This window comes from Corallococcus sp. CA054B (assembly GCF_003611625.1).
GTDB classification, from domain to species: domain Bacteria; phylum Myxococcota; class Myxococcia; order Myxococcales; family Myxococcaceae; genus Corallococcus; species Corallococcus coralloides.
This window is the reverse complement of the sequence record NZ_RAVY01000034.1, coordinates 23,243-47,658: the sequence shown is the minus strand read 5'-3', so window position 1 is coordinate 47,658 and position 24,416 is coordinate 23,243. Positions and strand designations below refer to the sequence as shown.

Here is a 24,416-nt window from a genome sequence, read left to right as displayed (position 1 = left end):
TCTTCCATAAAGGCAGCCGCACGATGCGCGAGAAGAACCTGGAGTACATGCTGGATTGGATTGCCGTGCAGGAGCTGGTCGCCGAGTACGGGCAGGCCATCGACCATGGCAAGGACACGGGTGACTGGACCCGGTGGGAGCGGGTCTTCGCCCCGGAGGTGACGTCGGACTACTCCCGCTTCATGGGCGTGCCGCCCTCCACCGCGCCGCGCGCCGTGCTGGCGCAGTTCGGCAACAAGGCACTGGAGTGTTTCACCCGCGTGCAGCACGCCACCGCCAACACGGTGCGCACGGAGTTCACCAGCCCCACGCACGCCACGGTGCACGCCTACGCGGAGGTGTCCCACTTCTTCACCATGGACGGGTTTCCCCAGGAGTGGACCCTGGTGGGACGCTACACGCACGAAGTCGTGAAGACCCCCGCGGAGGGCTGGCGCATCCAGAAGGTCACGCTGGATCCCATCCACCACCGGGGCAACCTGCTGGGCCTGGAGTTCGCCCGCGGCAAGCGGCTCGGCACGCCGTGACGCCGGACGTGCGGTAACGCGGCCCCGTCACCGCGCGCGCTTCTTCCGGGCCCTGGCCGGAGGCTTCGCGAGCGCCTCCGCCTGCGTCCCGATGGTCTCCGCCAGGAAGTCCACCACCGCGCGCACCCGGACGTTGTGGGCCAGGTCCTCGTGGAACACCAACCACACGGTCCGCTCCAGCTCCGGCAGGGCGTCACGCAGGGGCACCAGCTCCGGATGCAGGTGGCCGAAGAACGCCGGCAGCAGCGCCACGCCCAGTCCCTCGCGCGCGGCCTGGAGCAGCCCCAGGATGGATGTCAGGCGCAGCGCCACGGTGGCCTTCGCCGCGTGCACGTCCAGCCACTTCGACTCCGGCCAGCGCCGCGAGTCCTGCGCGTAGCCCACCACCGAGTGCCCCTGGAGCCCCGTGTCGAAGCGCACCGGCCCCCGGCGGGAGAGATAGGCCTTCGACGCGAAAGGGACTACGCCAATGGCAGCCACCTTCCGGGCCCGCAGCGATGCCTCTCGCGGCCGGACCAGCCGGATGGCCACGTCCGCCTCGCGCCGCACCAGCGAGAGCGCTTCGTAGCCGGAGAGCAGTTGCAGCTCGATTTCCGGATGGCGCTCCTGGAACGCGGCCAGCCACGGCATCACGTTGTGGACCAGGAAGGAGTCCGTCGCGGTGACCGTCACCGGCCCGGAGGGGCGCAGGTCCTCGCCGCTGGCGAGCCGCTCCACCCGCAGCGCCTCTGCCTCCACCGCCTCCGCGGCCGGAAGGATGCGCAGCGCCACCGCCGTGGGCCGCAGGCCCGTGGGCGTCCGGTCGAAGAGCCGCGCCCCCAGCTCCTTCTCCAGCACGGCCAGGCGCCGGCCCACCGTGGTCTGGTCCACCTTCAACCGCCGCGCCGCCGCGGAGAGGTTCCCTTCCCTCGCGATGGCCAGGAAGTGCCGCAGGTCGCTCCATTCGGGCATGGGCTGCACTTTCGCAGAGGTGCCCTGCGGAATCGGGCATTTTCGCAGGCCCGCCCCGAAGCCATCCTCCCCGGCGTTTCCTTCCACCGAGGAGTGCCTCCCATGAAGACCCTGCCCAAGCTCGTCGCCGCCGTCGCCGTCCTCTCCGCGTTCACCTTCGCCGCCGCCGGGGGCAAGGAGTCCGCCGCGTTCCAGCAGACCGCCTACGACAAGCTCACCTGGACGGAGATGATGCCCGGCGGCCCGTCCGTGCACGTGCTCTGGGGCGACATGAAGAAGGGCCCGTATGCCCTGCTGATGAAGTTCCCCGCCGGGTTCGACTCCGGGCCGCACACCCACTCCGCCGGCTACCACGGCGTGCTGGTGAAGGGCCGCATGACGAACACCAGCGAGGGCGCCGCCGGAGCGGGCGCCGTGGAGGCCGGCAGCACCTGGGACCAGCCCGGCAAGGTGGTGCACCGCAACCAGTGCTCGCCGGACGCCGAGTGCGTGATGCTCATCGCCCAGGACAAGCCCTTCGACTTCGCGCCCGCCAAGGCGAAGTGACGCTTCAGCGAGAGTCGCGGCGCTTCTGCTGCCGGGCGAACTCCGCCCGCAGCGCACCGCCGATGCGCTTGCCCGTCACCTGGGTGGGCTTGCGGATCTTCTGGAAGTCCTTCGTCTGCTGGATGTAGCCACCGCGGTGCTTCTTCGAGGTGGTCTCCTTCGGAGGCTGGAACATCGGCGAGGCTCCTGTCCGGATGGGGCTGACGACTGTTCTCCAAACATGCGGCACCTCCCGGAGGGTTGCCATCCCTCCAGGACGGAGCGCGGGCGGGCAGGCGGGCTCAGACCCGGACGGGCACCACCAGGGACGCGGCATGACCGTCCGTGGTGTTGCCCGTCACGGTCGCCAACTGCGTGGACGCGCCGTCGCTGAAGACGTTGTCGCGTGAGAGCGAAATCTGGCTGAGGTCGCGGACGCGCTGCGAATAGCCGGACGTCGCGTAGACGGTGTGCGTCGTCGCTGCTGCCGCGCGAGTCCCAAGGCGCCGGGGGTGACGCGTTTTTGCAATCCAGGCGCGGGCTCCTGGCGTATCTGTCCGGCCACCAGGCAAGGGAGCAGACACCCATGACGAAGCGCGCGAGTGGTCCTTTCGACGTCAAGCTCACCCCCATGGCGCCAGAGGCGGGCGCGGTGGAGGCGGCTCCGGGCCGGATGATGCTCGACAAGCGCTTTCACGGCGGGCTGGACGCCACGAGCCAGGGACAGATGCTCGCGGTGCGGACGCCGGTGGACGGGTCCGCGGGCTACGTGGCCATGGAGCGCGTCAGCGGGACGCTGGACGGCCGCGCCGGCACCTTCGCGCTCCAGCACTCCGGGACCATGACGCGAGGTGCCCCCCAGCTGGTCATCACGGTGGTGCCGGACTCCGGAACCGGCGAGCTCACGGGGCTCACCGGTTCGATGACCATCGACATCGCGCCGGGCGGGAAGCACTCCTACGACTTCCAGTACACCCTGCCCGACGCGCCGTGACTCACGCGCCTCGCGTCACCCGAAGCCATGACAGGGCTTGGAGCGCCGCGAACCACGCGCCTCCCGAAAGCACATGCCGGAGCTGATTCATCCGGGCCCACCGCACGGCGGTCTCCACGGCCGCCGGAGTGTCTGGTGATTGCATCAGCCGGACCATCGTGGGGATGAAGTACGAAAAGGTCAGCACCCGGTCCACGAGCGCCACCAGCGCGGCCGCGAGCCACCAGGAGCGCAGCGGCCCCGTGGCCCGCGTGGCGAAATAGAGACTGGCCAGCGTGAGCAGCGTCAGCGGCCCCGTGGTGACGAAGCCCCAGAAGCGCCGGCCCACGTCATCCTGGCGCGCCGCCTCCGCGGACCAGTGCGCGCCCGTGACGTCGAGCCACCGGGGGAGCGCGATGCGGTGCTCATAGAGCCCCGCGCCGAACGCGACGCCCAGGTTGAGCACGAAGAGCCACAACAGGATTTCCGCCGCGGAAGGCTTCAGGTTCATCATGGGGCCAGCATGCGTCCCATGCCCCCGAACGTCTTTCGTGCCCTTGTGCTGTTTTTCTCAATCCTGCGGTGTTCTCCATGAGCCCCCGGCACGCACTCCTCGCCCAGATTGGCGCCGACGTCGTCCGCTTCCAGGAAGCCTCCGCGGAGTTCGACTCCGCCGTGGGGGCAGTGCTCGCGCTCGGCCGCGAGGAGCTGACCTGTCTGGCGCAGCTGCACTTCGGAGGCCCCGCCCCCCTGAGCGCGGTCGCACGAGGCGCGGATGTGGAGCGATTGGAGCTCGCCGGATACGTCCAGCGTGAGGGCTCGGGAAACACCAGGAGGCTCGCGCTCACCGGGCATGCGCGCGAATGGATTGAAACCCTCTGGGGTCCCCTCCAGGCGGATGGCTTGCGGCTGATGGCGCCCCTGCCGGACGCGGAGTTGAAGGTCATCGCCCGGTTCCTGGGCGAGGCGAGGAAGGTGCAGGACCGCCATTCCGCCCGCGTGGCGAAGCTGCTCCAGGAACCCGGAGGGTCGCGAGCGGCGCGGCGGCGCGGTGGCCTCTCCGCGGCGGCGCTCCACCGCGTGCGGCTCTTCGTCGAAGCGCACCTCGCACGGAAGATACGGGTGGGCGAGCTGGCCCGGCGCTCGGGGCTGAGCGTCTTCTACTTCACCCGCGCCTTCCGGCAGTCCATGGGCATGACGCCGCACGCCTACGTGCAGCAGCGGAGGGTGGAGCGGGCGCGTGACCTGTTGAGCCACACGACCCGCTCCCTCGGAGACATCGCGCTCGCGGTCGGCTTCAGCTCCCAGAGTCACTTCACCACGGTGTTCCGCCGGGTGACGGGGCTCACGCCCGCGGTCCTGCGGCGCGCGGGACGCTGAAGCATTCGCGAGCCCGGGTGGGAAGATTGGCGCCGACGCACGTAGTAGCGGGTGAGCCCATTTTCCAGGCACCCCACCATGGCCCGTCCCAAGAGTCCCCTCGTCTGGATCCTCCTCGCGGTCGGAGGTGCCTGCGCGTTCTGCTGCACCGGAACCCTGGGGCTCATGGCCCTGGGCCTCTTCGCCGGAGACAGCGACACGCCCGGAGCTCCAGGGGCCGTGAACCGGGCGCGCGGCGGCAGCCCCGGCGAACCCGGCGGCTTCGCGTTCGACGCGCCCCAGGGGTGGAAGACCCAGGAGGACGGGCGCTTCATCCTCGAGTGGGACGACCGGGGCGACACCCTGGGAGTGGAGGTGCTCCGGCTGCCGGCGCTGCCCGGGCTCGACGACGCCGAGGGCCGGCTCGCGAAGGTGTGGCAGGAGCGCATTGGCGCGGACTGGAACCGCGTGCCGCAGAACCCGCTGGTAATGCGGCGCTTCATGTCCAACGGGGCCCGCGCCTTCTTCACCGCCGCGGAGGTGCGCGCGAAGAACAACGACCGGAGCTTCCGCGTGAGCCTCTATCTGGTGGAGGCGGGCGACCGCCTGGAGCCGCTCGTGTTCATCCAGAGCTTCATGACGCCCGGGGGTCTGGGTGAGGCCCTGTCGGCCTCGTTCTCCTGGAACACGTCCTACCTCCGGGTGGAGGAAGCGCTGAAGGGTGTGCGCGGCAGCCCCGTGGGCCTGCCGCTGGTGGACGACGCGGAGGTGGTGGGCCACTTCGTCTACGGCACCAGCACCACGGCCCAGTGGGCCAACGCCTATACCGGCGGCACCACCATGACGGCGGTCTCCTACAGCATCGACTACACCTTCGGCGCCAATCACGCGTTCCAATACAAGTACGGGGGCGCGTCCGGCCAGGTGGGGGCGATGAAGTTCGGCTCCGATGACGACCAGGGCACCTGGAGCGTGAAGCACGACGTGCTGACGCTCACCGGAGCGAAACGGACACGCCGGTACCTGCTCATCGGGGCGGCGCGCTCGCCGGAGGGAAAGCGCACGCTCTACCTCATGAGCGACAACGGAGGCTGGTCGCTGGCGCCGGGGGCCATTGGCCAGAATGGCGAGCTGTACGTAGCGGTGGACTGAGATTCACCCGGCCCGGTGACACCGCCAGGGGTCACCGGTGTTCCATCCGCCGGCCGGAAAGCGCCGGCCCTTCCCTCACAGGAGATGGAACATGGCTGTCCTGCACCGCGGACTGCGGCTGGGTATGGCATTGCTCGCGAGCTTCACGGCCCCCGCCTGCGGGCCGGAGGCACCGGCCGGTGCCGCGCTGGAGGCGGGCGAGCAGGAGCTGGAGGCGGTGCAGTCGCCCCTGCCGCCCCTGAACCGCGAGGCGCTGCGCCAGGCCATCGCGGGGCTGCCGAACGCGGAGGTGTCCGGCGCCCTGGTCCGGGTGAGCGGCGCGGACGGGCGTTGGCTGGGTACGTCCGGAGTGGCCGACATCCGCACCGGCGCTCCGGTGCCCGCGGACGCGCACTTCCGCATTGGCAGCATGACGAAGACGTTCACGGCCGTCGTCGTGCTGCAACTCGCGGCCGAGGGGCGCGTGGACCTGGACCGGCCCGTCCAGGACTACCTGCCGCGCCTGCTGCCCGCGGGCGTCTACGCGCCCATCACCGTGCGCCAGTTGCTCAACTTCACCCACGGCCTGCCCGGCGTGCCGGTGCCGCAGAAGGACCCCGACTGGTTCTTCGAGAACCGCTTCCGGCGCTTCAGTCCCCGGGAGCTCGTCTCCCTGGCGCTCCCCCAGGGCCCCCGCTTCGCCCCGGGCACGCAGCAGGAGTACGGCAACATCGGCTACCTCGTGGCGGGGCTGCTCATCGAACAGGTGACGGGCCGCCCCTATGGGGACGCGGTGCGCGAGCGCATCCTGCGGCCGCTGCACCTGCGGGACACCTTCGTGCCCGGCAACGACGTGACCCTCCCCGGGCGCCACGCGCGTGGCTACGAGGAGGTCGAGCCGGAAGAGACAGGCTGCCCGGCGGGTGCCATCGCGTACGGCACGCGCTGCCTGGTGGACGTCACCGAAGCCAGCCAGTCCGTGCCCTGGGCCGCGGGAGAGATGATCTCCACCGCCGAGGACATGGACCGCTTCCTCGTCGCGCTCTTCCAGGGGCGGCTGCTGCCGCGCAAGCTGCAGGAGGAGCTGTTCACCGTCCCGGACCTGCCCGCCGCGGGAGGGGGCCGCGCCAGCTACAGCGCGGGCCTCAGGCGCCACGACGTCAACGGCGTCATCTTCTGGGGCAAGACGGGCGACCGGCACGGCTACAACAACGGGATGGGCGCCACGCGGGATCTGCGCCGGCGCCTCATCTATTCGGTCAACACGCTCCACATGGGAGGGGACCAGCCGGACATCGCCGTGCGGATCATCATGGCGGCCCTGCAGGGGCCCTCCCAGCCATAGGGGTTGGGGCGAGATGGGGTTAGCCTGCCACGTCACATTGACTGGAGGCTCCCATGGCAACGCTCGACACGCCTGTCATCATCGGCCGTTCAAGCTCGCACTTCACACGCATTGCCCGGCTCTTCGCCACGGAGCTGGGAGTCGACCATTCCTTCCAGGTGGTGCGGGACCTCCTGTCCACGAACCCGGAGGACTACGGCGGCAACCCCGCGCTCCGGATCCCCGTCCTGAAGACAGCTCAAGGCGCCTGGTTCGGAGCGCTCAATGTCTCCCGAGAGCTGTGGCGGAGGTCGAATCCCAGGCCCCGGGTGGTGTGGCCGGAGGACCTGGACACGCCCCTGCTGGCGAACATGCAGGAGCTCACCCTGCAGGCCATGGCGACGGAGGTGACGCTGGTCATGGAGAAGATGGCCGGCGCCGGAGAGGGCACGACCCACGCACGCAAGCTCCGTGAGTCATTGCTCAACATGATGGCCTGGCTGGAAGCGAACGCGAGCGCCGCGCTGGCCGCCCTCCCACCTGAGCGGGGCCTGAGCTACCTGGAGGTCACTCTCTTCTGCCTCGTGACCCATCTGGAGTTCCGGGACGTCCTACCCACGGCCTCCCATGCAACGCTGAACCGCTTCTGTCAGCAGTTCGCACAGCGCCCCTCCGCCAGCACCACCCTGTTCCGCTTTGATGTCTGACCATCACCAAGAGCCCCACTGATGTCCGTCGCCATCCTCATCAATTTCAAATCGACAGACCGGGCTCCCCACTACATCCCGGGAGCCACCCAGGGGGAGTACCATGGCGTGTGGCTTCCCGCGGCGGAGAAGCTTGGCCTCAAGTGGGTGCCGTTGTTTGAAGACGGCCCAGTTGTCGATGTGAACGATCTGCCTGCACTGATGCATGAGTTCCGGCAGCTGCGGGACGCGTTGGCAGACAGCCCGAAGAACGCCGCAATCCTCGAACACATTGATTCAATCTTGGAGGAGTTCAGCGCGTTGGACATCACCGAGGTCTCCAGAATCGTCATTGGTTGACGGCAGCGCTCGTCCAGGCTCTACGGTCGCCGCGGAGCCTTCTTCCTTCGCGCCCCCATCGCGCCTGACGCGGCTCCCTTGAGGAGGCGGCGGAACGTGGGGCACTCCATGTGGCTTGGCGCGGGGCAGGACGCGGCGTGCCGCAGTCCGTCGCGCATCGCGCTCAGCTCGCGGATCGTCTTGTCCAGCTTCTCCGCCTGGGCCGCGAGCAGCTTCCGGTCGATTCGAAGTCGCCCGTCCGGCGCGAACATGCGCGCGATCTCATCGAGCGAGAAGCCCGCTGCCCGCCCCATCGCGATCAGCGCCAGCCGCTCCAGCACCTCGGGCCCGAACAGGCGGCGCAGCCCCCGCCTGCCGATGGAGGCAATCAGCCCCCGCTCCTCATAGAAGCGCAATGTCGAGGCGGGAACACCGGAGCGCTTCGCCACCTCCGTGATGTCCAATGCGGTCATCCTCTTGACCTCAAGTCGACTTGAAGTGGCACCCTGCGGCTTCTGGTTCTTGAAGGCAAGTCGGAGGAACACCCATGGATGACACGCGCCAGCCCGAGGACGAGCAGTCGAAGCTGTGGAACGGCACCGCCGGACACGCCTGGGCTGAAAACCAGGCGGTGCTCGACGCGATGTTCAAGCCGCTCGAAGACCTGCTCGTCGAAGCAGTCGTCGCAGGCTCCGCGAGCCAGGTGCTCGACATCGGTTGCGGCACGGGCAGCACGACGCTCGCCGTCGCGCGGCGGCTGGGCGCGAAGGGCCACTGCACCGGCATCGACATCTCCGAGCCCATGCTCGCCGCCGCCCGGGCCCGGGCCAGCCAGGAGGGCACCCCGGCCCGCTTCATCCGCGCCAACGCGCAGCTGCACGCCTTCGAGCCCGCGAGCTTCGACATGATCATTTCGCGCTTCGGCGTCATGTTCTTCGAGGACCCCGTCCGGGCCTTCGCGAACCTGCGCCGTGCCGCGAAGAACGACGCCAAGCTCCTGGCCATCGCGTGGCGCAGTCCTTCGGAGAACCCGTTCATGACGACCGCCGAGCGCGCTGCGGCGCCGCTCGTGCCGAACCTCCCCACCCGCCGGCCGGACGCGCCTGGGCAGTTCGCCTTCGCGGATTCGAAGCGGGTCCACCGCATCCTGGAAGAGAGCGGCTGGGCCGGAATCGACATCCAACCCATTGAAGTCACCTGCACCCTGCCCGAGAAGGAGCTGGTCAACTACCTGACCCGGTTCGGGCTCCTCGGAAGGGTCCTCCCGGAGGTGGACGAGAGGACTCGCGCCCAGCTCATCGAAACGGTCCGCGCCGCGTTCGAGCCCTTCGTGCACGGAGCGGAGGTCCGCTACACCGCTGCCTGCTGGAAGGTGGGAGCCAGGGCGTCAGCGAGCCCCTGAGCTTTCAACGTGGCCCGGGAATTTCACGGCCCGCTGGAGCCGCGTCTACGGTCCAGCGGATCCTGCTTCGTCTCCACGCAGGTGGCCCCCTGGGCCTGGGCCCTGCGGACCCGCGCATCGCAGTGCTGCCACGCCCCCGCGGGTGTAGCCATGCTCCCGCCAAGATGGACCGCGCATGAGGGGGTGTGTCCCCAGATGTCGCCCTGCATCCAGTAGAGGAACGTCTCCGTCATCTCTCCCGGCCGGGTGCACTCGATGTAGTGAGCCTTGCCGTCCGCCTTGAAGAACGCGCTCGTCGTCGCGTTGGGGACCTGCTTCTTCGGCGGAAGGAGCGTTTCGAAACGCGCCTGGAAGCCCGCCACGAGGGTGCCATCCGCCGCGAGCCGGATGGGCGGTGTCACCGGCTGGCCCGCGAACTCGTCGAAGAGCCCATCCACCACCACGGACCCGTCCGGCATCGCCGCCACCATCCGGAGGAAGCCCGAGGTATCGGGATTGCGCTTCGCTTCCGCCGCCGCCTTCCGGTAGCGCAGTCCCGCGCCGAGCCCTTTCTGGAACCGCGCATCCACCGAGCCGTCCGCCTTCAAGCGCACCAGGCCCGGAGCGCGCCAGGGGCCCTCCGGCGGATCCACGGCGGGGATGTAGTTCTGGGCGAGTACGAGGCTCCCACCTGGTCCAAGCCCCATCTCCGACACGCGCATGAAGCGGCCCTGGGGGTATTCCCCCTCCTGCCGGAAGGTCTTGTAGGTGGGGTCGAGCCGCCCGTCGGACGTCAGGCGCATGACGTGCGCGCGCGTCTCTCCCTGCACAACGTCTCCCACCCCGACGACCGAGCCGTCCGGACGGGGAGCGATGAGGCTCAACTCGATGCCGCCCTCCCCCTTCATCACCCAGGAGATGAGAGGCGTGTTGAAGCTCGTATCCGGCTTCCACTGCGCGTTGAGGGCGAGGACGGGAACCTCGGACCGGCTCCCCTCCGGTTGGAACCGGCCGCTCAGGAAGAGGCCTCCGTCGGCCCGGGCGCGGACCTGCTTCAACACATACCAGCCCAACCTGAGCTCGTTCAGGACCGGGTCGAAGCGCTCGGCGCGTTCGAGGGTGCCAGCGGGGGTGAAGCGCAGCAGCCACAGCGGCACCTGCTTCAGGTAGGTCTCGTCTGGCGTTGACGCCGCGACGATGAGCCGCGACTTCGCATCCACCTCCGCGGTGATGATGAACGACGAGGCGCCCACCTTGTCGAGCAGCGCCGCGCGCACCTTGCGGTTGAAGGCGTCGTCTCTCGCCCCCGCCGCCGTGTGGCGGACGAGCTCGTGGGCCACGCTCGCAGGGCCACTCTCGCCCCTGGGAGCCTTCTCGTCGCGGGAGGAATACGTCGCGATGTAGCCCCCGGAAGGCACGGCGAGCAGCTGCACCAGCTCCTTCATGCGGTCCCGGTCGGACGCGGCTTCGAGCGCCACGGAGGCAGGCGACGTGTCGCGCTTGCCCAGGGCATCGATGACCACGACGCTGCCCACCGGCTCGCCGTTAAATCGATTGCAGGTGTGCCCCACCACGCCCCAGGCGCCCTTGGGCGCGGGGAGGACGGCCACGAGCTCGCAATCCTCATTCGGCTCGTGGAACTGGTCATTGGGTGACCAGATTCCGTCCTCCTCCGCGAAGGCCCCACCGCCCAGTGCGAGCACGAGCAACACCGTGCCCGCGTTCCTCAAAGCCTGCATCGCGCGCTCCCGTTTGACTCAAGGTCGCACCATGCTGCCACGCCGCGTGCCCCCCTGGAACCGGCGCGCGGGTGAGCGCTTCAAGCGGGCCAGTTGCCTTCCATGGGATGCGGGCCGTCCGTGAAGGCGCGCACCAGGTGGATGCCACCGACGAAGGCGCCTGCCCATGAGCCGCCCCTGCCGCCGAAGGACTCCTCACGGTCGCCACGCGAGCGCAGCGCGTTGATGCCCACCTTGAAGGCATGGAGCCGCTCCGCGATGCGCCGGGCGAGCTCCGGGTCGTCCGTCGCCACCGAGGCCACGAGCGCGCCGTTGGAGACGTTGGCCTCCCGCAGCAGCTCCTCCTCGGAGTCCACCGACACCAGGACGTCGACGGGGCCGAAGGGTTCACGCAGGTAGAGCTCACTGTCACGCGGGACGCCGAAGAGCAGGACGGGCGGCAGGTATGCACCCCGCTCCTGCCGCGCGGAGAAGGCGTCCTCCGCGAGCATCCCCTGATGCAACACCTGCGTGCCCTGCTTTCGCGCCTCGTCGATGAGGGAGCGGAGCTCCTGGACCTTGCTCGGGGAGATGAGCGGCCCGAAGTCCACGTGCGCCCCCAGGACCGGATTGCCGACGCGCAACGTGGAAACCGTATCGACATACGTCCGGACGAACTTCGGGACGAGCGACTTTTCGACGACCCAGCGGGTGTAGGCGGTGCAGCGTTGCTTGCCGAAGTCGAAGCCCGCGCGAATCTGTTCGCCGAGCCCGTCCCAATCCGTGAAGTGCGTGATGGCGTAGGCGTTCACGCCCTCCATCTCCAACGCATAGCGCTTGTCCGTGTCACGCAGGCGGCGGTGGACCTCACCGCCGTTGGCGCGACCGCCAATGAAGGCGACGCCCGCGATGTGGGGATGGCCGACGAGCGCCTCGGAGAGGTCCCTTCCGCGTCCGCCGACGAGCGAGACGGGAAGGCCCGCGCGGCGCAGCAAGGCGAAGGCAAGCGTGAGTGAGACGCCGCCACCCTGGGTCGGAATCTTCGCGATGACCGAGTTGCCCGCGAGCGACTGCACGAGCACGTTGAGCAGCAGGACGGAGAAGGGATAGTTCCAGGAGGCGATGTTCGAGACCAGGCCGAGCGGCTTGCGGCCATCGATCATCCGGCCCATCTGCTCCAGGTACCACGCGATGCCCGCGAGACACCGGTCCACGTCGTTGGAAGCCGTGGGCAGCGTCTTGCCAATGTCCCATGCGAGGATCCGGACGAGCAGGTCCCGGTGCGAATGGAGCAGCACCACCGCCTCCGCGACAGTCCGGGCGCGGTCATCGAGCGGCCGGGCTGCCCAGGGCGCGAACTCCGCTGCTGCCTGCTCGACGCCCTCGGCGACCTGCGCGGCGCCAAGCAGCGGCAGCTCCGCGAGGACGCTGCCGTCGACCGGCGAGATGGCCTTGAACCAGGCAGGCGGCTGGACCCATTTCCCAGCGACAGGAGAGAGCAACCGGCCCTGGGAGTCGAAGGCTTCCGGCACGGCCCTCCGTGCCTCGGCCAGCAGGAGACGACTTTCAAGATGACGAAGGGGCTCGCCACCACGTTCGGTATCCAGCATGGGTGCACCTCCTCGCGCGTCCAATCCGCGCTGAATCAATTGAATCCACGGCCCGTGACGAGCTGCGGCATGTTCGCAATATCGTCATGCACGCCCCGTCTGTCTGGGGTGGCAGGCAGGGGCCCGCCGGGAGGCGTGAGCAGCCCCGGAAGGCGAGCGTCCTGGAACCGATACGCTGGGGGCATGAACGCCCGCCAGCCACCGCGACTCCTCACGGAAGACGACCTCGCTCGCCATCTCGCGCAGGCCTACCGGCTCGCGAGGGCCGATGACCTTTCATGGCGCCCCATCCAGGAGCATCTCCACGCGCGGAGAAGTGCCGCGTTCATCGAGGCATTCGCAGGACAGCTCGTTCAGCACTACGCCCAGGTCCCAGGCGTGTGCGTCTTCCGGAAGACGCGACCCGCGCAGCACTTCAAGCGCGGTGGCAGCCAGCGCAGCGAGTTCCTGTTCGATGTGCTCGCCTGCGTCATGGAGAAATGCCCACCGGCCATCCGCGCCGACGTTGGTCTGCTGGACTTCATCCAAGCCCCCCTGTTCCAGATGGAATCCGAGCTCGCACAGGACACCGCCGAGGCCGCCGAGGACTTCAGCAAGTTGGTGTGTGGCGCGGCCCCCCAGAGCCTGTTCGTCGGTCCCCTGACCCACAACCCTGCTGCGTTCCTGAAGGTGCTCTCGTGCATCGCGCCGCACGTGCCTGGCGAAGAGGTGTACTGCGGCTTCATCCTCCACCCGAAGGACTGGGCGGACAGCGATGAACTCCCGAAGCTGTACCGGTGGCGGGTGGACCGCTGGGATGAGGTATCGACGCAAGCCTGACCGGCGGTGGCTCGCGAGCCGGGCCTCGCAGCGCGCCAACAAGGCACGGTGCGTCACGCATGCGCCCTGGACAATTGCAGCCACCGTTCAAGTAATTGCCATGTGTGCGGCGGGCGGCCACGCTCGCGTCGCATGAGACACAAGCGGCTGATGAGGATTGGCGTTGTCGGCGGCGGGGCCATGGGGTGCGGCATCGCACTCGAGCTCGCCATCGCCGGCAGACAGGTGGTGCTCTTCAACAGGCAGGCGCAGAGCAGCGAGGCAGCGCGCGTGAAGCTGGAGCGCGACGCCGCGCTGCTGGTGGAGGCAGGGATGCTCGGCGCGGAGCAACGCACCACCGCGCTCGCGCGCATCCATCGCACCACGGTGCTCGCCGAGGCCGCCGTGGTTCAGGACCTGGTCATCGAGTCCATCCCCGAGGACCTGGCGCTCAAGCAGCAGCTCTTCAAGGAGTTGGACCGGCTCGCGGCACCGGACACCCTGCTCGCCACCAACACCACCGCGCTGAGCGTGACAGCCATTGCCCGCGACTGCGCGCACCCCGAGCGGGTCCTCTCCGCGCACTACTACCTGCCCGCGCACCTGGTGCCGCTGGTGGACGTCATCCCCGGCGAGAAGACGTCACCCGACGCGGTGGAGACGGTGCGGCGCTTCCTTGAAGAACTGGGCAAGTCGCCCGTGGTCTTCACGCGGGACGTGCCGGGCTCGGTGGGACCACGCCTGCAACAGGCGCTCATCGGAGAAGCGCTCCGGATCGTGACGGAGGGCGTGGCCACGCCGGAGATGGTGGACCGCGTGCTCACCCAGGGCATCGGGCGGCGCCTGGGCGCCTCTGGCATCTTCGACCGGCTGGACCTCGTGGGCCTGGACTTCATCACCAACGTCCTGCGCGGCTCGGGGCGCCCGGTGCCGCCGGTGCTCGCCCAGAAGGTGGACCAGGGCGAGCTGGGCTTGAAGACGGGCCAGGGCTTCTATCCGTGGACGCCAGACAGCGCCGCCGCCTTCGAGGAGCGCATGGCCCGCCACCTCATCACGCAGCTGCGCGAGGACCGGGCCGCGGGCCGCCTCCCCACACCGGAGTCCGAGGAATGAGCGCCGACGTCGTGCTCGTGGATCCGGCGGCGCTGTCTGACTTCATGGCGGACGCCGTCCGGGAGTACACGGCGTGCACGCCGGAGCTCCCGCCGCGCAGCTGGGCCGTGCTGCTGGGGCGCTTCACGGACGACGCGATGCACGTGGAGCGCGTGGGCTTCGCCACCAACATCCGCGAGACGGACGACTCCGTGCTCCAGGAGTTCGAAGCAGCCATCATCCCCCGCTTCGGCGCCTGCTACGCCAACGGCCGGCGCGGCTACTGGTGCGAGCCCCGCGAGCTGCTGCGCATCACCGCCGAGGCCGAGGCCGAGGGGCTGGAGGTGCTCGGCTCCATCCACCTGCACCCGGACTGGCACCGCATCGGCCCGCCCCACGAGCGAGGCCTGCGCGTCAGCCAGGAGCCCACGCCCATGGACCGGCACCTGTTCCAGGGCAGCGGCTGGCCGCTCAACATGATCCTCTACCTGGAGCGGCGCGAAGGCAGGCTCTACCACTCGCTCGGAGCGTGGGCTCCGCCCGCCGACACAGCGCCCGAAGCAAGCTGCCGTGCGCTGGCCATCCGCATGCGCACTCCGGAATCTGGCGAGAAGTCAAAGGATGTGGCGCCTGGAATTGGCAATAGCGCTTGAACCTGCCGACAGACCGCGCTGAGAAAGGAGGGATGCCCCCCCTTCCAGGATGCTCGGCGCTGGTTGCCACGCGAAACCGCTGGGAGCTTCTTGTCGGGCGTTCCTTGCCCTCCATCCACCAGCAGACCCACGCGGTTCGCGAGGTCGTCGTGGTGAATGACGGTGCGTCATTCAATGCCGAGCAGCAGGCGGCGCTGCGAGAACTACTCCATCCGCTGCCTCTCGTGGTGCTCGACAACCGGAGGACCCCGGGGGCAGCGGGCGCGTGGAACACCGGCCTGGAGCATCTGCTCGCCCGCTCACGCGACGGATTCGTAGCCCTCCTCGACGATGACGACACCTGGGAGGCGTCGCATGTCGCCGAGAACCTCCATGCCGCAGAGCGTGCGAGGGCAGACATCGTCGTGTCCGGACTCCGGCTGGTGATGGATGGCCTCGAGCGGGAGCGCTCACTTCCGGAAGGGCTTGTTCCCGGCGACTTCCTCGTCGGGAATCCGGGATGGCAGGGGTCGAATACGTTCGTGTCCCGGCGCCTGTGGGCGACGGTTCGGGGATTCCGGGATGGGCTTCGGAGCCTCAACGACAGGGACCTCGCCATCCGCCTGCTGAGGACACCGGAGAGCAGGGTCGCATACACTGGCCAGTGGACCGCGACCTGGCACCTGTCCACCCAAGGGGATGCGCTGTCGTCACCGCGCTCACCGGCGAAAATCTCGGGCTTGCGCTGGTTCTGGCGGCTCTACGGTGGTGAGATGTCGAAAGCCCAGGCCGAAGCGTTCTTCTCGCGCGCCGAAGGGCTGTTCGGCGTGCGCCGCACCGAAATCGAAGCGCGAGGGGAAGATGTTCCCCCGCACCAGCGGCCGTGGGGGGATCTGCATGAGAGCGTCTGAGAGCAGCTTCGGCAGGCCGCCGAAGGCATCGGGCCGGTGGTTGCTCCCGCTACGGCTGTGGTACCGGGCGCGGGCATGGTGGCGCCATCAGCGAGTCTCCCGAAGCTTCACACACGTACTTGGACCTCAGTACCGCCGCAGCCAGGAACTCATCGAGATAGACATCACCTATCTCTGCAACCTGAACTGCTTCAACTGCAACCGCTCCGTGAGGCAGGCTCCGGAGGCACTCCACCTGCCTCTTGAAGCCGTAACCTCTTTCGTCGATCAATCCCTCTCACGAGGGAAGCGCTGGCGGCGCATCCGCGTGCTGGGGGGCGAGCCGACGCTCCATCCCGCCTTCTTCGCCATCATTGAGGAACTGCGCCGCTACCGCCAGTCGCATCCGGAGTGCCTCATCGAGGTCGTGACCAACGGGCATGGGGAGGCCGTCCGGTCGAAGCTCTCCCGGCTGCCAGCGGACATCTGGATCGAGAACTCCGCCAAAACGGGCGAGGTGCAGCCGGCCTTCGGCCCCTTCAACCTTGCGCCGGTGGACGATGCCGCCTACCGGCACGCCGACTTCCGCAATGGCTGCGCCATCATGCGCGACTGCGGGATGGGGCTCACGCCGCTCGGCTACTTCCCGTGCGCCGTGGCGGGCGGGGTGGCGCGCATCACCGGAGAGGGCGGCGGCCGGCGCGAGCTTCCCGGCGATGACGATGACATGGCGGACCTCGTCGAGCGCAACTGCCGGCTGTGCGGGCGGTTCCGAGACGGACACTACGTGCCCACGAACCTCCGGCCTGCGCTGCTTGAGGAGCGCATGTCCCCCTCCTGGATTGCGCTCTACCGGGCCTGGTGGCGAAAGCACAAGCCGGGCCGGCCGCTCCCCACGGTACTCGCCGGCGAAGCCGCCGCGCCTGTGTCCGCGCCAATGGCTCCCCGTTTCGGGAAGCCGACATGACGCCGGAGCTCGCAGGATTCGGACACGCTCGGGCCGTGAGTGTTTCCGGGGCGCTGGTGGTGGCGGTCGCCAGCGAACCGCACGCGTGGGACTCCGAGGTGGTGGTCGCGGTCAACGTTCACGACCAGGCCGGGCCGCTCGCCCGCTGTCTCGAGTCCATCGCGAAGCAGGAACGCCCCGCTGGCGGCCTGGGTATCCTGGTGATCGATGACGGCTCGAGTGACGATTGGGCCGTGACGGTCGGACGCTTCCGACAACGGCTTCCGCTCGTGGTCTGCCGCATGCAGTGCGGCTCTCCTTCTCGAGCGCGCAATGCGGCGCTCTCCTTCGTCGACGAGGCGATGCGCAACGCACGATGGGTCGCTCGGCTTGACGCGGATGACTGCTTCTCGACCGTGCAATCCCTGGCTGCGGCGTGCGAGTTGGGCGACCGGCGCGATGCACACTGGGTGCTCGGAGGGAACCGGCTCGTCCAGGACGGACGGCTTCTTGAGCGGATGAACCCCGCGACGGATGCGCTCCTGCAACCGGACCATGTGCTCTCCGTCCTAAGGTCCATGGCCGAGGGCACCGCCGGGAACGAGCTGCCCTCCTGCAACCTCCTGCTGCGTCCACGAGCGGGTTGGCGCTACCCGGAGGCCGGGAGTGCCGAGGACCACTGGCTCGTCGCGGACCTGCTGTTGAACCACGCTCTTTCAGGCGCGGTGCTCAAGGACCCGCTGTACTGCGATTACAATCTGAGAGGAGATGTGACGGCGGCGAACCGACGTTCGGAGCGATACATCGCCTCACGGCAGGCGCTGTTCGCGCAGGCGCAAGCGTGGGTCGCTCCGCAGGGCGACGCACGATGATTCTGGGGGCGGGCCAGGAGGGAGTCGTCCGGCGCGTCGGCGACTTCGTCGAAAAGCGATTCCATCCGGGCGCCATCGACCCATCGAAGGTGGACTGGTTGAGCCGTGCACTCCGCGGCACCATGCCATTCATTCCCGAACCGGAGTGGACGTTCACCGAAGAGACCTGGGTGTTGTGCTATCCCTGGTTCGAGACGGGTTCCGCCGAGGACATGACCCTGGACGAGCTCAGGGACTTCCTCCTCTTCTGTCTCGAAAAGAATCTCGTCTGCGCGAACATCAAGCGCGCGAACTTCCGTCGGCGCCCTGGGGGCGGGCTGACGTTCGTCGACATCGGTGCGTGGATCGTCCCGATGAACGTCGACTACTTCCGTGACGCCGCGGCGAGGGCGTTTTCCCTTGCCGCGCTCGGTTGGACGGATGAGGCGCTTCGACAGCGCAGCCGTGAGTTGCGCGAGGACGGCGCGCTCACGAGCCTCCCTGGCTTCACCGACTTCTACCGGGAGTTGCTCACCGAGCATGCGCATCGGCAGTGGCGAACCGCCGGATTGCCAGAGCCAAGGGAGCTCGCACCGGCCTCCGACGTGACGCTCCTCATCAAGGCGTGCGCGATGGATGTGGCGGCGCTCCTCACGCAGGTGCGGCACATCGTCGGGCAGCTCGAATCTCCGCGCCGATTCACAAGACGCGTCCTCCTCGTGGATCCGTTCCCTGGCCCGTTTCTGCGCGAATACGCGCCGGGGGACCTGCCGGGCCTGCTCTCCTCGGCACAGCAGCTTCAGCAGGAGGGAACCCTCGACGAGGTCTGGGTTGCGCCCCAGGAGCCGGGACTCATCGCGGAGGTGAACGCAACGTGGTTCGGCCTCTCATGTGGAGCCTCGCACTCCGCGCGCGGCGTCCCCATCACTCCGCAACTCTGGGGCTTCGACCAGGTACGGACCCGGTATGTGCTCCAGTGCGACCTCGACGTGCTCGTCGGCCGTTGCGACTTCGGGCACGACTATCTTGAAGAGATGCGGGCGGCCGCATCGCCGGAGGACGTCCTGGGAGTGGCGTTCAACATCCCGCAGCCCGCGGAAGTGGCGTCGCGGCCGTACGATGCGCCCTCCGGCGCGTTCGTCCCCGAGGTGCGCTGTGGCCTGCTCGACCTGGAGCGGGTTCGTGCGTGCCGGCCACTTCCAAACGAACTCGTCGATGGGCGGCTCGCGCGCTCCTGGTACCGCTCGCTGGAGGGGCACCAACAGCGGCATGGATTGAGGACCCTGCGCGGCGGCGATGCACGGACCTTCTACGTCCACCCTCCGAACACCTTGAAGACGGATGAGGTGTTCCTCGCCCGTGCACGTGACCTGGTCGGCCAGGGACGCGTGCCAGACGTGCAGAGGGGCCAATGGGATCTCACGGGGCACGCCAAGGACTGGACGTATGAGCCACGCCGAGAGTCCATCGTGTTCCTCATCAAGGGGCGAAACGCGGGCCTGTCACGGGTGCGGCGCTGTCTCGGAAGCCTTGCCATGCAAGAGGATCCGCGCTTCGGAGTCGTCCTCATCGACGACGCCAGTGAAGGGCTGTCGCCCTGGCGGCTGGGCTCCCTGCTTGAGCCATTCCGGGACCGATGCACGCTGGTGCGGCACGCATGGCATGCGGGACGAATCCCCAACTTCCGGCTGGGCATCCGTGAGCTCTGTGCCAATCCGGAAGCGCTCGTGGTGGTACTCGACATGGATGATGCGCTGCTGAGCCGCGCTGCCGTCGGCCGGCTGCGAGCCGAGTATGAGCGGGGCTGCGATGTCGTGTTGGCGTCCATGTTCCGGCCGGACAAGCCGACGAAGCTCTACCACCCCGACTTCGTAGAGCCGCGGAGGCACTGGGGCGGCGAGGTATGGATTCACCTGCGCGCCTTCAGGAAGCGGCTCTTCGACGCCATCCCACCAGAAGACCTGCAGCTCGACGGACGGTGGATCGAGCAGTGCACCGACTACGCGACGATGCTCCCCATCGTCGAGGCGTGCCGACAGCCCGTGTACATCCCGGAGTATCTCTACTTCCACGAACGCTCGACGCCTCGCACTCCCGAGGTGCGAGCCGTCAAGGACGACATCATCCGACGCATCCTCGCGAAACGGAGCTGAGCGGCATCCACTGGAGCGGGACTGCGAAGCATCGTCCTCGAAAACCCTCGCGATCTGCCCACGCGTACCGTGAGCAGACCGAAAGAGCCCATAGCCTTCCCGCCTCTACGCAGCGGCGTCAGGCGCCTGCTGGAGCTCCGAGGCTTCGCTGGCGGCCACGGTGCGCGTCTTGGCGATGAGCAGGTAGATGGCAGGCACGAAGTAGAGGGTGAAGAGCGTGCCCAGCGCCATGCCCGTCACCAGCACGAGCCCGATGCTGTTGCGCGCCGCCGCGCCCGGGCCCGACACCAGGACGAGCGGGAAGTGGCCCGCGACCGTGGCCACCGTTGTCATCAGGATGGGACGGAGCCGCTCGGAGGCCGCTTCCTTCACCGCCTCGAGCTTCGACCTGCCCTCCTCCTGGAGGCGGTTGGCGAAGTCCACGATGAGGATGCCGTTCTTCGCGATGAGGCCCACCAGCGTCACCAACCCCACCTGTGAGTAGATGTTGAGCGTGGTGGTGAAGCTGTCCGTGAAGTACGGCATCATCGGGTTCGGCATCCGCAGGAACGTGGTCACCAGCGCGCCAAAGAGCGCCAGCGGCACCGACCCGGCCAGGATGATGAGCGGATCCCGGAAGCTGTTGAACTGGGCCGCGAGCACCAGGAAGATCAGCACCACCGCCAGCCCGAACGCCGGGGCGAACGAGTCCCCCTCCGTGCGCAGCTGCCGGGACTCGCCCGTGTAGTCGATGCGGTAGCCCGCGGGCAGGATGCGCGCGGCCTCCGTCTCCAGGTACGTGAGCGCCTCGTCCAGCGGGCGGATGGCCACGCCGCTGAGCTTCACCGCATTGAGCTGCTGGAAGCGGTTGAGCGACCGGGGCGCCACCTTGTCCTTGAGGGACGCGATGGCGGACAGGGCCACGAGCTTGCCGTCGGGACCGGTGACGTGGATGTCCTTGAGCTGCTCCGGCGTGAGGCGGGAGGAGCGCAGGACCTGCGGGATGACCTTGTAGCTGCGGCCGGCGATGTTGAACCGGTTGACGAAGTTGCCGCCCACTGCGGACCCCAGGTCCTGGCCCACGGTCCCCAGGTTCAGGCCCAGCTGCGCCACCTTCTCGCGGTCGACCTCGAGCTCCGACTGGGGCTGGTCCAGCTTCACGTCGATGATGGGCGGGAAGGCGAACAACCCGCTCTGCGTCGCCTTCTCCTGGAGCTGCTGCGCGAAGCCCAGCAGCTCGTCCGCCTCCGCCGTGGAGGCGATGACGAACTCCACCGGGAAGTTGCCACCGCCCGGCAGCGCGGGGGGCTGGAGGGTGAACGTCTGGACCGCCGGGATGGTGTTCACCCGCTCCTGCGCCTCCGCCATCACCTGCGCCGTGGTCCGCTGGCGCTCCTTGAACGGCTTCAGCACCAGGCCCCAGAAGCCGTTGCTCGGCTGCACGATCTGGAAGTTGAAGCTGGACTCCGGCATGTCCATCAGCAGCTCGCTCGTCTTGGTCACGGACGGCTTCAGCTGATCCAGGGTGGCGTTGGACGGCGTGCTCATGATGCCGATGACGAAGTCCTGGTCCTCCACGGGCGCCAGCTCCCGGGCCGACTGGTTGAACATCACCAGCGCGAGCAAGCTCAGGAAGATCCACGCCGCGTAGATGGGCCCGCGGACGAGCAGCGAGCTGTCCAGGGTACGGGCGTACGCGGCCCGCAGGCGCTCGAAGCCGCGGTTGATGACGCCCGCGAGTCCCTTGTCCTCGTGGCCCGCCTTCAGGAGCACGGAGGACATCATCGGGGAGAGCGTCAGCGCCACCACGCCTGACAGGGTCACCGCTCCGGCCAGCGTGAGCGCGAATTCGCGGAACAGCGAGCCCGTGAGCCCGCCCTGGAAGGCGATGGGCGCGTACACCGCGGCGAGCGTGAGCGTCATGGCGATGATGGGCCCCACCAGCTCGCGCGCGCTCTTGATGGCGGCGTCCACCGGGCGCAGGCCGGCACGCAGGTGGCGCTCCACGTTCTCCACCACGACGATGGCGTCGTCCACGACCAGGCCCACCGACAGCACCACCGCGAGCAGGGTGAGCAGGTTCACCGTGAAGCCGAACACCTGCATCAGGAACACCGTGCCGATGAGTGACACCGGAATGGCCACCACCGGCACCAGGATGGAGCGCACCGAGCCCAGGAACAGGAAGATGACGATGACGACGATGATGAGCGTCTCGATGAGCGTGCTCACCACCTCGTCGATGGCGTTCTGGATGTAGTCCGTGCCGTCGAAGGCGACGCCGCCGTGGATCTGCTCCGGCAGGTCCTTCTTGAGCGAGTCCATCTCCTGGCGGATGCGCTGCATGACGTCCAGCGAGTTGGCGTTGGGCAGCGACCAGATGCCGACGAAGACGGCCGTCTTCCCGTTGAGCGTCACGTCGGTGTCGTAGTCCTCGGCGCCCAGCACCACGTCCGCGACGTCCGACAGCCGCACCACCGCGCCGCCATCCTTGCGGACGATGAGCTGCTTGAACTCCTCCACCGAACGCAGGCCCGTGTTCGCCGTGAGGTTCACCTGCACGAGCGAGCCCTTCGTCTGGCCCACCGCGGCGAGCGAGTTGTTCGTGGCGAGCGCCTGACGGACCTGGATGGGGCTGACGTTGAGCGCGGCCATCTGGTCCGGCTTCATCCACACCCGCATGGCGAACGTGCGCGCCCCGAGGATGTCCGCGCGCTGCACGCCCTCCACCGAGGACAGCCGGGGCTGCACCACGCGCACCAGGTAGTCGGACAGCTCGTTCTGCTCGAGGAAGTCGGAGGTGAAGTTGAGGTACGCGACCGCGAACTGGCTGTCCGCGGACTCGATGCCCATCACGGGCACCTGGGACTCGGGCGGAAGGTCGCCGCGCACCTGGTCGACCTTGGCGCTGATCTCACTCAGGGCGCGGTTGGCGTCGTAGTTGAGCTTGAGCCGGGCGCGGATGATGGAGATGTTCTGCGAGCTGGTGGACTCGACGTAGTCGATGCCGTCCGCCGCCGCGATGACGCGCTCCAGCGGCGTGGTGATGAAGCCACGGACGAGCTCCGCGTTGGCGCCGACGTAGACCGTGGTGACGGTGATGTCGGCGTTCTCGCTGCGCGGGTACTGCCGCACGTTGAGCGAGCGCAGGGCCTGCAGGCCGGCGATGATGATGATGAGGTTGACGACCAGCGCCACGACCGGACGCCGGATGAAGAGGTCGGTGAATTTCATGGGTTCGCCTTCTTGCGTCCCTTAAGGGTTCACCGGCTGGGGTGCGACCTCGATGGGCGGCGCCAGCGCGTTGTTCACGACGACGGCCATGCCGTTCCTCAGCTTGAAGACGCCGCTGCTGACCACGGTCTGCCCGGGCTTCAGGCCGGACGTCACCGCGACGTAGTCACCCCGGCGCTCCCCCAGCCGCACGAACTGCTGCCGCGCCAGCAGGGCCGTCTTGCCCGCGGCGTCCTTGCCCTCGGAGAGGGTGAACACCGAGTCACCGTAGGGAGCGAAGAGCACGGCGGTGGCGGGAATGGCCACCACCTGCTCGCTGGCGTCGGAGAGCACCTCCACGCTGACGAACATGCCGGGCAGCAGCCGGCCGTCCGCGTTGGGCACGGTGGCGCGCATGCGCACGTTGCGGGAGGACAGCTCCACCTCGGGGTTGATGGTGGTGAGGTCCCCTTCCCAGGACTCGCCCGGGAAGACGTCGACGCGCAGGCGCACCTTCTGGCCCTGCTTCACCTGGGCCAGCGCCTGCTGGGGCAGCTGGAACTCCACGAGCGCGGGGGTGGAGGACTGCAGCGACGCGATGGGGTTGCCCGGGGAGACGAGCTGTCCCAGCTCCACCTGGCGGATGCCGATGCGGCCATCGAAGGGCGCGCGGATGGTCTTCTTGGCGATGAGGGACTTCAGGTGGGCCACGGTGGCGGAGGACTGGAGCGCCCGTGCGCGGACGGCATCCAGCTCCGACTGGGTGTTGGCGCCCTGGGCGTTGAGCTTCTCCGCGCGCTCGCGGGTCAGCCGCGAGAGCTCCGCGTCGGCCTCGGCGCCGGCCAGCTGGGCCTGCTCGCTGGAGGTGTCGAGTTGGACGAGCACCTGGCCCTTCTTCACCGAAGCGCCGTTCTCGAAGCGGATGTCGTTGACGACGCCCGGCAGCTCCGCGCTCAGCGTCACGCCCCGGAGCGCCAGCACGGTGCCGACAGCGCTCCGGGTCCCCTGCCAGCCGAAGGACTCCGCCTGGGCGGACGTGACGGACTCCGGCGGCTGCACGAAGGTCTCGCCGGCGTTGATCATCGAGACGATCTGCCCCGCCTTGACGGCGGCGAGTCCCGCGAAGATTCCGAGCAGGAGCAGCACGCCGATGATCCACCGCTTGAGGCGGCTGGCTCGGGGCTGTGAGGCGGAAGGCACTTCAGGAGCAGAGGCATGCATCGTGGCACCAACGGGCTGACAGAAGCAGCCGTGTCAGGGAATGCGCCGCCCTGTAGCCGAACCTTCGTGCGTTTGCGCCCTTGAAAATCTGTTCAGGTTGTGACCACTCCCTGGGTT

The 24,416-nt window shown here is 68.5% G+C and carries 24 protein-coding genes; 16 read left to right on the top strand and 8 right to left on the bottom strand.

The genetic code is table 11. The annotated features are described in order from the left end of the window. Positions 1 to 23 precede the first annotated feature (23 nt). Positions 24 to 527: a nuclear transport factor 2 family protein gene (locus D7V80_RS11480; RefSeq protein ID WP_120588187.1), complete on the top strand. Its 504-nt coding sequence runs from the start codon at positions 24 to 26 to the stop codon at positions 525 to 527. Positions 528 to 554: 27 nt separating this feature from the next. On the opposite strand, the gene D7V80_RS11475 is transcribed toward D7V80_RS11480, so the two are convergent. Next, positions 555 to 1,478 (bottom strand): LysR family transcriptional regulator, encoded by a 924-nt coding sequence (locus D7V80_RS11475; RefSeq protein WP_120588186.1) that lies wholly within the window; start codon positions 1,476 to 1,478, stop codon positions 555 to 557. 102 nt (positions 1,479 to 1,580) lie between these two features. On the opposite strand from D7V80_RS11475, the gene D7V80_RS11470 reads away from it, so the two are divergent. Beyond that, on the top strand, positions 1,581 to 2,024 hold the full coding sequence (locus D7V80_RS11470) for a DUF4437 domain-containing protein (protein WP_120588185.1): 444 nt from the start codon (positions 1,581 to 1,583) through the stop codon (positions 2,022 to 2,024). Positions 2,025 to 2,028: 4 nt separating this feature from the next. Here the strand turns inward: D7V80_RS11470 and D7V80_RS41730 are convergent, their stop codons facing one another. Continuing rightward, positions 2,029 to 2,199, bottom strand: coding sequence for a hypothetical protein (locus D7V80_RS41730; RefSeq protein ID WP_158616599.1), 171 nt, complete (start codon positions 2,197 to 2,199; stop codon positions 2,029 to 2,031). A 390-nt stretch (positions 2,200 to 2,589) separates the two neighbouring features. On the opposite strand from D7V80_RS41730, the gene D7V80_RS11460 reads away from it, so the two are divergent. Beyond that, positions 2,590 to 2,997 carry a DUF3224 domain-containing protein gene (locus D7V80_RS11460; RefSeq protein WP_120588184.1) on the top strand — a complete coding sequence of 136 codons (408 nt, stop codon included), beginning with the start codon at positions 2,590 to 2,592 and terminating at the stop codon, positions 2,995 to 2,997. Position 2,998: 1 nt separating this feature from the next. On the opposite strand, the gene D7V80_RS11455 is transcribed toward D7V80_RS11460, so the two are convergent. Beyond that, positions 2,999 to 3,490, bottom strand: a complete 492-nt coding sequence (locus tag D7V80_RS11455; RefSeq protein ID WP_120588183.1) for a DUF1772 domain-containing protein — start codon at positions 3,488 to 3,490, stop codon at positions 2,999 to 3,001. A 77-nt stretch (positions 3,491 to 3,567) separates the two neighbouring features. Here D7V80_RS11455 and D7V80_RS11450 point away from each other — a divergent pair, with 77 nt between their 5' ends. The 5 genes from D7V80_RS11450 to D7V80_RS11430 all read left to right on the top strand — a co-directional run bounded on the left by D7V80_RS11450 (position 3,568) and on the right by D7V80_RS11430 (position 7,836). After that, on the top strand, positions 3,568 to 4,356 hold the full coding sequence (locus tag D7V80_RS11450; RefSeq protein ID WP_120588199.1) for an AraC family transcriptional regulator: 789 nt from the start codon (positions 3,568 to 3,570) through the stop codon (positions 4,354 to 4,356). 78 nt (positions 4,357 to 4,434) lie between these two features. Then, on the top strand, positions 4,435 to 5,487 hold the full coding sequence (locus tag D7V80_RS41725; RefSeq protein ID WP_158616598.1) for a lipocalin family protein: 1,053 nt from the start codon (positions 4,435 to 4,437) through the stop codon (positions 5,485 to 5,487). A 91-nt stretch (positions 5,488 to 5,578) separates the two neighbouring features. Beyond that, positions 5,579 to 6,811, top strand: a complete 1,233-nt coding sequence (locus D7V80_RS11440) for a serine hydrolase (protein ID WP_120588182.1) — start codon at positions 5,579 to 5,581, stop codon at positions 6,809 to 6,811. Between the two features lie 53 nt (positions 6,812 to 6,864). Then, positions 6,865 to 7,497, top strand: a complete 633-nt coding sequence (locus D7V80_RS11435) for a glutathione S-transferase N-terminal domain-containing protein (RefSeq protein ID WP_120588181.1) — start codon at positions 6,865 to 6,867, stop codon at positions 7,495 to 7,497. A 21-nt stretch (positions 7,498 to 7,518) separates the two neighbouring features. Beyond that, positions 7,519 to 7,836, top strand: coding sequence for a hypothetical protein (locus D7V80_RS11430; RefSeq protein ID WP_120588180.1), 318 nt, complete (start codon positions 7,519 to 7,521; stop codon positions 7,834 to 7,836). Positions 7,837 to 7,856: 20 nt separating this feature from the next. Here D7V80_RS11430 and D7V80_RS11425 read toward each other — a convergent pair whose 3' ends face one another. Beyond that, positions 7,857 to 8,288, bottom strand: a complete 432-nt coding sequence (locus tag D7V80_RS11425; RefSeq protein WP_120588179.1) for a helix-turn-helix domain-containing protein — start codon at positions 8,286 to 8,288, stop codon at positions 7,857 to 7,859. Positions 8,289 to 8,362: 74 nt separating this feature from the next. On the opposite strand from D7V80_RS11425, the gene D7V80_RS11420 reads away from it, so the two are divergent. Further along, entirely contained in the window at positions 8,363 to 9,217 is an 855-nt protein-coding gene (locus tag D7V80_RS11420; protein ID WP_120588178.1) for a class I SAM-dependent methyltransferase, read from the top strand. Between the two features lie 23 nt (positions 9,218 to 9,240). On the opposite strand, the gene D7V80_RS11415 is transcribed toward D7V80_RS11420, so the two are convergent. Further along, positions 9,241 to 10,935, bottom strand: coding sequence for a delta-60 repeat domain-containing protein (locus D7V80_RS11415; RefSeq protein WP_120588177.1), 1,695 nt, complete (start codon positions 10,933 to 10,935; stop codon positions 9,241 to 9,243). 80 nt (positions 10,936 to 11,015) lie between these two features. Continuing rightward, the gene (locus tag D7V80_RS11410) at positions 11,016 to 12,524 is read right to left on the bottom strand and encodes an aldehyde dehydrogenase family protein (RefSeq protein WP_120588176.1); all 1,509 of its coding nucleotides are present in this window, start codon (positions 12,522 to 12,524) and stop codon (positions 11,016 to 11,018) included. A gap of 183 nt (positions 12,525 to 12,707) precedes the next feature. Here D7V80_RS11410 and D7V80_RS11405 point away from each other — a divergent pair, with 183 nt between their 5' ends. The 7 genes from D7V80_RS11405 (at position 12,708) to D7V80_RS11375 (ending at position 19,886) form a co-directional block, all read left to right on the top strand. Further along, complete coding sequence (locus D7V80_RS11405) at positions 12,708 to 13,343, top strand: hypothetical protein (protein ID WP_120588175.1); 636 nt, start codon at positions 12,708 to 12,710, stop codon at positions 13,341 to 13,343. Positions 13,344 to 13,493: 150 nt separating this feature from the next. Further along, positions 13,494 to 14,435, top strand: coding sequence for a 3-hydroxyacyl-CoA dehydrogenase family protein (locus D7V80_RS11400; RefSeq protein WP_233585263.1), 942 nt, complete (start codon positions 13,494 to 13,496; stop codon positions 14,433 to 14,435). Beyond that, a complete protein-coding gene (locus tag D7V80_RS11395) occupies positions 14,432 to 15,067 on the top strand; it encodes a hypothetical protein (RefSeq protein ID WP_120588173.1) in 636 nt (211 codons plus the stop codon). Before D7V80_RS11400 ends, D7V80_RS11395 begins: the two co-directional genes overlap by 4 nt. Before the next feature lie 32 nt (positions 15,068 to 15,099). Beyond that, complete coding sequence (locus D7V80_RS11390) at positions 15,100 to 15,957, top strand: glycosyltransferase family 2 protein (RefSeq protein WP_120588172.1); 858 nt, start codon at positions 15,100 to 15,102, stop codon at positions 15,955 to 15,957. A gap of 307 nt (positions 15,958 to 16,264) precedes the next feature. Further along, complete coding sequence (locus D7V80_RS44090) at positions 16,265 to 16,903, top strand: hypothetical protein (RefSeq protein WP_120588171.1); 639 nt, start codon at positions 16,265 to 16,267, stop codon at positions 16,901 to 16,903. Continuing rightward, complete coding sequence (locus tag D7V80_RS11380) at positions 16,900 to 17,754, top strand: glycosyltransferase family A protein (protein WP_120588170.1); 855 nt, start codon at positions 16,900 to 16,902, stop codon at positions 17,752 to 17,754. Before D7V80_RS44090 ends, D7V80_RS11380 begins: the two co-directional genes overlap by 4 nt. Next, positions 17,751 to 19,886, top strand: coding sequence for a glycosyltransferase (locus D7V80_RS11375; protein WP_120588169.1), 2,136 nt, complete (start codon positions 17,751 to 17,753; stop codon positions 19,884 to 19,886). Before D7V80_RS11380 ends, D7V80_RS11375 begins: the two co-directional genes overlap by 4 nt. 105 nt (positions 19,887 to 19,991) lie before the next feature. On the opposite strand, the gene D7V80_RS11370 is transcribed toward D7V80_RS11375, so the two are convergent. Both D7V80_RS11370 and D7V80_RS11365 read right to left on the bottom strand, forming a co-directional pair. Further along, the gene (locus D7V80_RS11370) at positions 19,992 to 23,099 is read right to left on the bottom strand and encodes an efflux RND transporter permease subunit (protein WP_120588168.1); all 3,108 of its coding nucleotides are present in this window, start codon (positions 23,097 to 23,099) and stop codon (positions 19,992 to 19,994) included. A gap of 21 nt (positions 23,100 to 23,120) precedes the next feature. Then, complete coding sequence (locus D7V80_RS11365; protein ID WP_233585261.1) at positions 23,121 to 24,278, bottom strand: efflux RND transporter periplasmic adaptor subunit; 1,158 nt, start codon at positions 24,276 to 24,278, stop codon at positions 23,121 to 23,123. Positions 24,279 to 24,416 lie beyond the last annotated feature (138 nt).

What these genes read in the sequence shown, in the direction of transcription:
- D7V80_RS11480 (WP_120588187.1), top strand. Translation starts at nt 24, where the DNA reads ATGCGCGAGAAGAACCTGGAGTACATGCTGGATTGGATTGCCGTGCAG.
- D7V80_RS11475 (WP_120588186.1), bottom strand. Translation starts at nt 1,478, where the DNA reads ATGCCCGAATGGAGCGACCTGCGGCACTTCCTGGCCATCGCGAGGGAA.
- D7V80_RS11470 (WP_120588185.1), top strand. Translation starts at nt 1,581, where the DNA reads ATGAAGACCCTGCCCAAGCTCGTCGCCGCCGTCGCCGTCCTCTCCGCG.
- D7V80_RS41730 (WP_158616599.1), bottom strand. Translation starts at nt 2,199, where the DNA reads ATGTTCCAGCCTCCGAAGGAGACCACCTCGAAGAAGCACCGCGGTGGC.
- D7V80_RS11460 (WP_120588184.1), top strand. Translation starts at nt 2,590, where the DNA reads ATGACGAAGCGCGCGAGTGGTCCTTTCGACGTCAAGCTCACCCCCATG.
- D7V80_RS11455 (WP_120588183.1), bottom strand. Translation starts at nt 3,490, where the DNA reads ATGATGAACCTGAAGCCTTCCGCGGCGGAAATCCTGTTGTGGCTCTTC.
- D7V80_RS11450 (WP_120588199.1), top strand. Translation starts at nt 3,568, where the DNA reads ATGAGCCCCCGGCACGCACTCCTCGCCCAGATTGGCGCCGACGTCGTC.
- D7V80_RS41725 (WP_158616598.1), top strand. Translation starts at nt 4,435, where the DNA reads ATGGCCCGTCCCAAGAGTCCCCTCGTCTGGATCCTCCTCGCGGTCGGA.
- D7V80_RS11440 (WP_120588182.1), top strand. Translation starts at nt 5,579, where the DNA reads ATGGCTGTCCTGCACCGCGGACTGCGGCTGGGTATGGCATTGCTCGCG.
- D7V80_RS11435 (WP_120588181.1), top strand. Translation starts at nt 6,865, where the DNA reads ATGGCAACGCTCGACACGCCTGTCATCATCGGCCGTTCAAGCTCGCAC.
- D7V80_RS11430 (WP_120588180.1), top strand. Translation starts at nt 7,519, where the DNA reads ATGTCCGTCGCCATCCTCATCAATTTCAAATCGACAGACCGGGCTCCC.
- D7V80_RS11425 (WP_120588179.1), bottom strand. Translation starts at nt 8,288, where the DNA reads ATGACCGCATTGGACATCACGGAGGTGGCGAAGCGCTCCGGTGTTCCC.
- D7V80_RS11420 (WP_120588178.1), top strand. Translation starts at nt 8,363, where the DNA reads ATGGATGACACGCGCCAGCCCGAGGACGAGCAGTCGAAGCTGTGGAAC.
- D7V80_RS11415 (WP_120588177.1), bottom strand. Translation starts at nt 10,935, where the DNA reads ATGCAGGCTTTGAGGAACGCGGGCACGGTGTTGCTCGTGCTCGCACTG.
- D7V80_RS11410 (WP_120588176.1), bottom strand. Translation starts at nt 12,524, where the DNA reads ATGCTGGATACCGAACGTGGTGGCGAGCCCCTTCGTCATCTTGAAAGT.
- D7V80_RS11405 (WP_120588175.1), top strand. Translation starts at nt 12,708, where the DNA reads ATGAACGCCCGCCAGCCACCGCGACTCCTCACGGAAGACGACCTCGCT.
- D7V80_RS11400 (WP_233585263.1), top strand. Translation starts at nt 13,494, where the DNA reads ATGAGGATTGGCGTTGTCGGCGGCGGGGCCATGGGGTGCGGCATCGCA.
- D7V80_RS11395 (WP_120588173.1), top strand. Translation starts at nt 14,432, where the DNA reads ATGAGCGCCGACGTCGTGCTCGTGGATCCGGCGGCGCTGTCTGACTTC.
- D7V80_RS11390 (WP_120588172.1), top strand. Translation starts at nt 15,100, where the DNA reads ATGCCCCCCCTTCCAGGATGCTCGGCGCTGGTTGCCACGCGAAACCGC.
- D7V80_RS11380 (WP_120588170.1), top strand. Translation starts at nt 16,900, where the DNA reads ATGACGCCGGAGCTCGCAGGATTCGGACACGCTCGGGCCGTGAGTGTT.
- D7V80_RS11375 (WP_120588169.1), top strand. Translation starts at nt 17,751, where the DNA reads ATGATTCTGGGGGCGGGCCAGGAGGGAGTCGTCCGGCGCGTCGGCGAC.
- D7V80_RS11370 (WP_120588168.1), bottom strand. Translation starts at nt 23,099, where the DNA reads ATGAAATTCACCGACCTCTTCATCCGGCGTCCGGTCGTGGCGCTGGTC.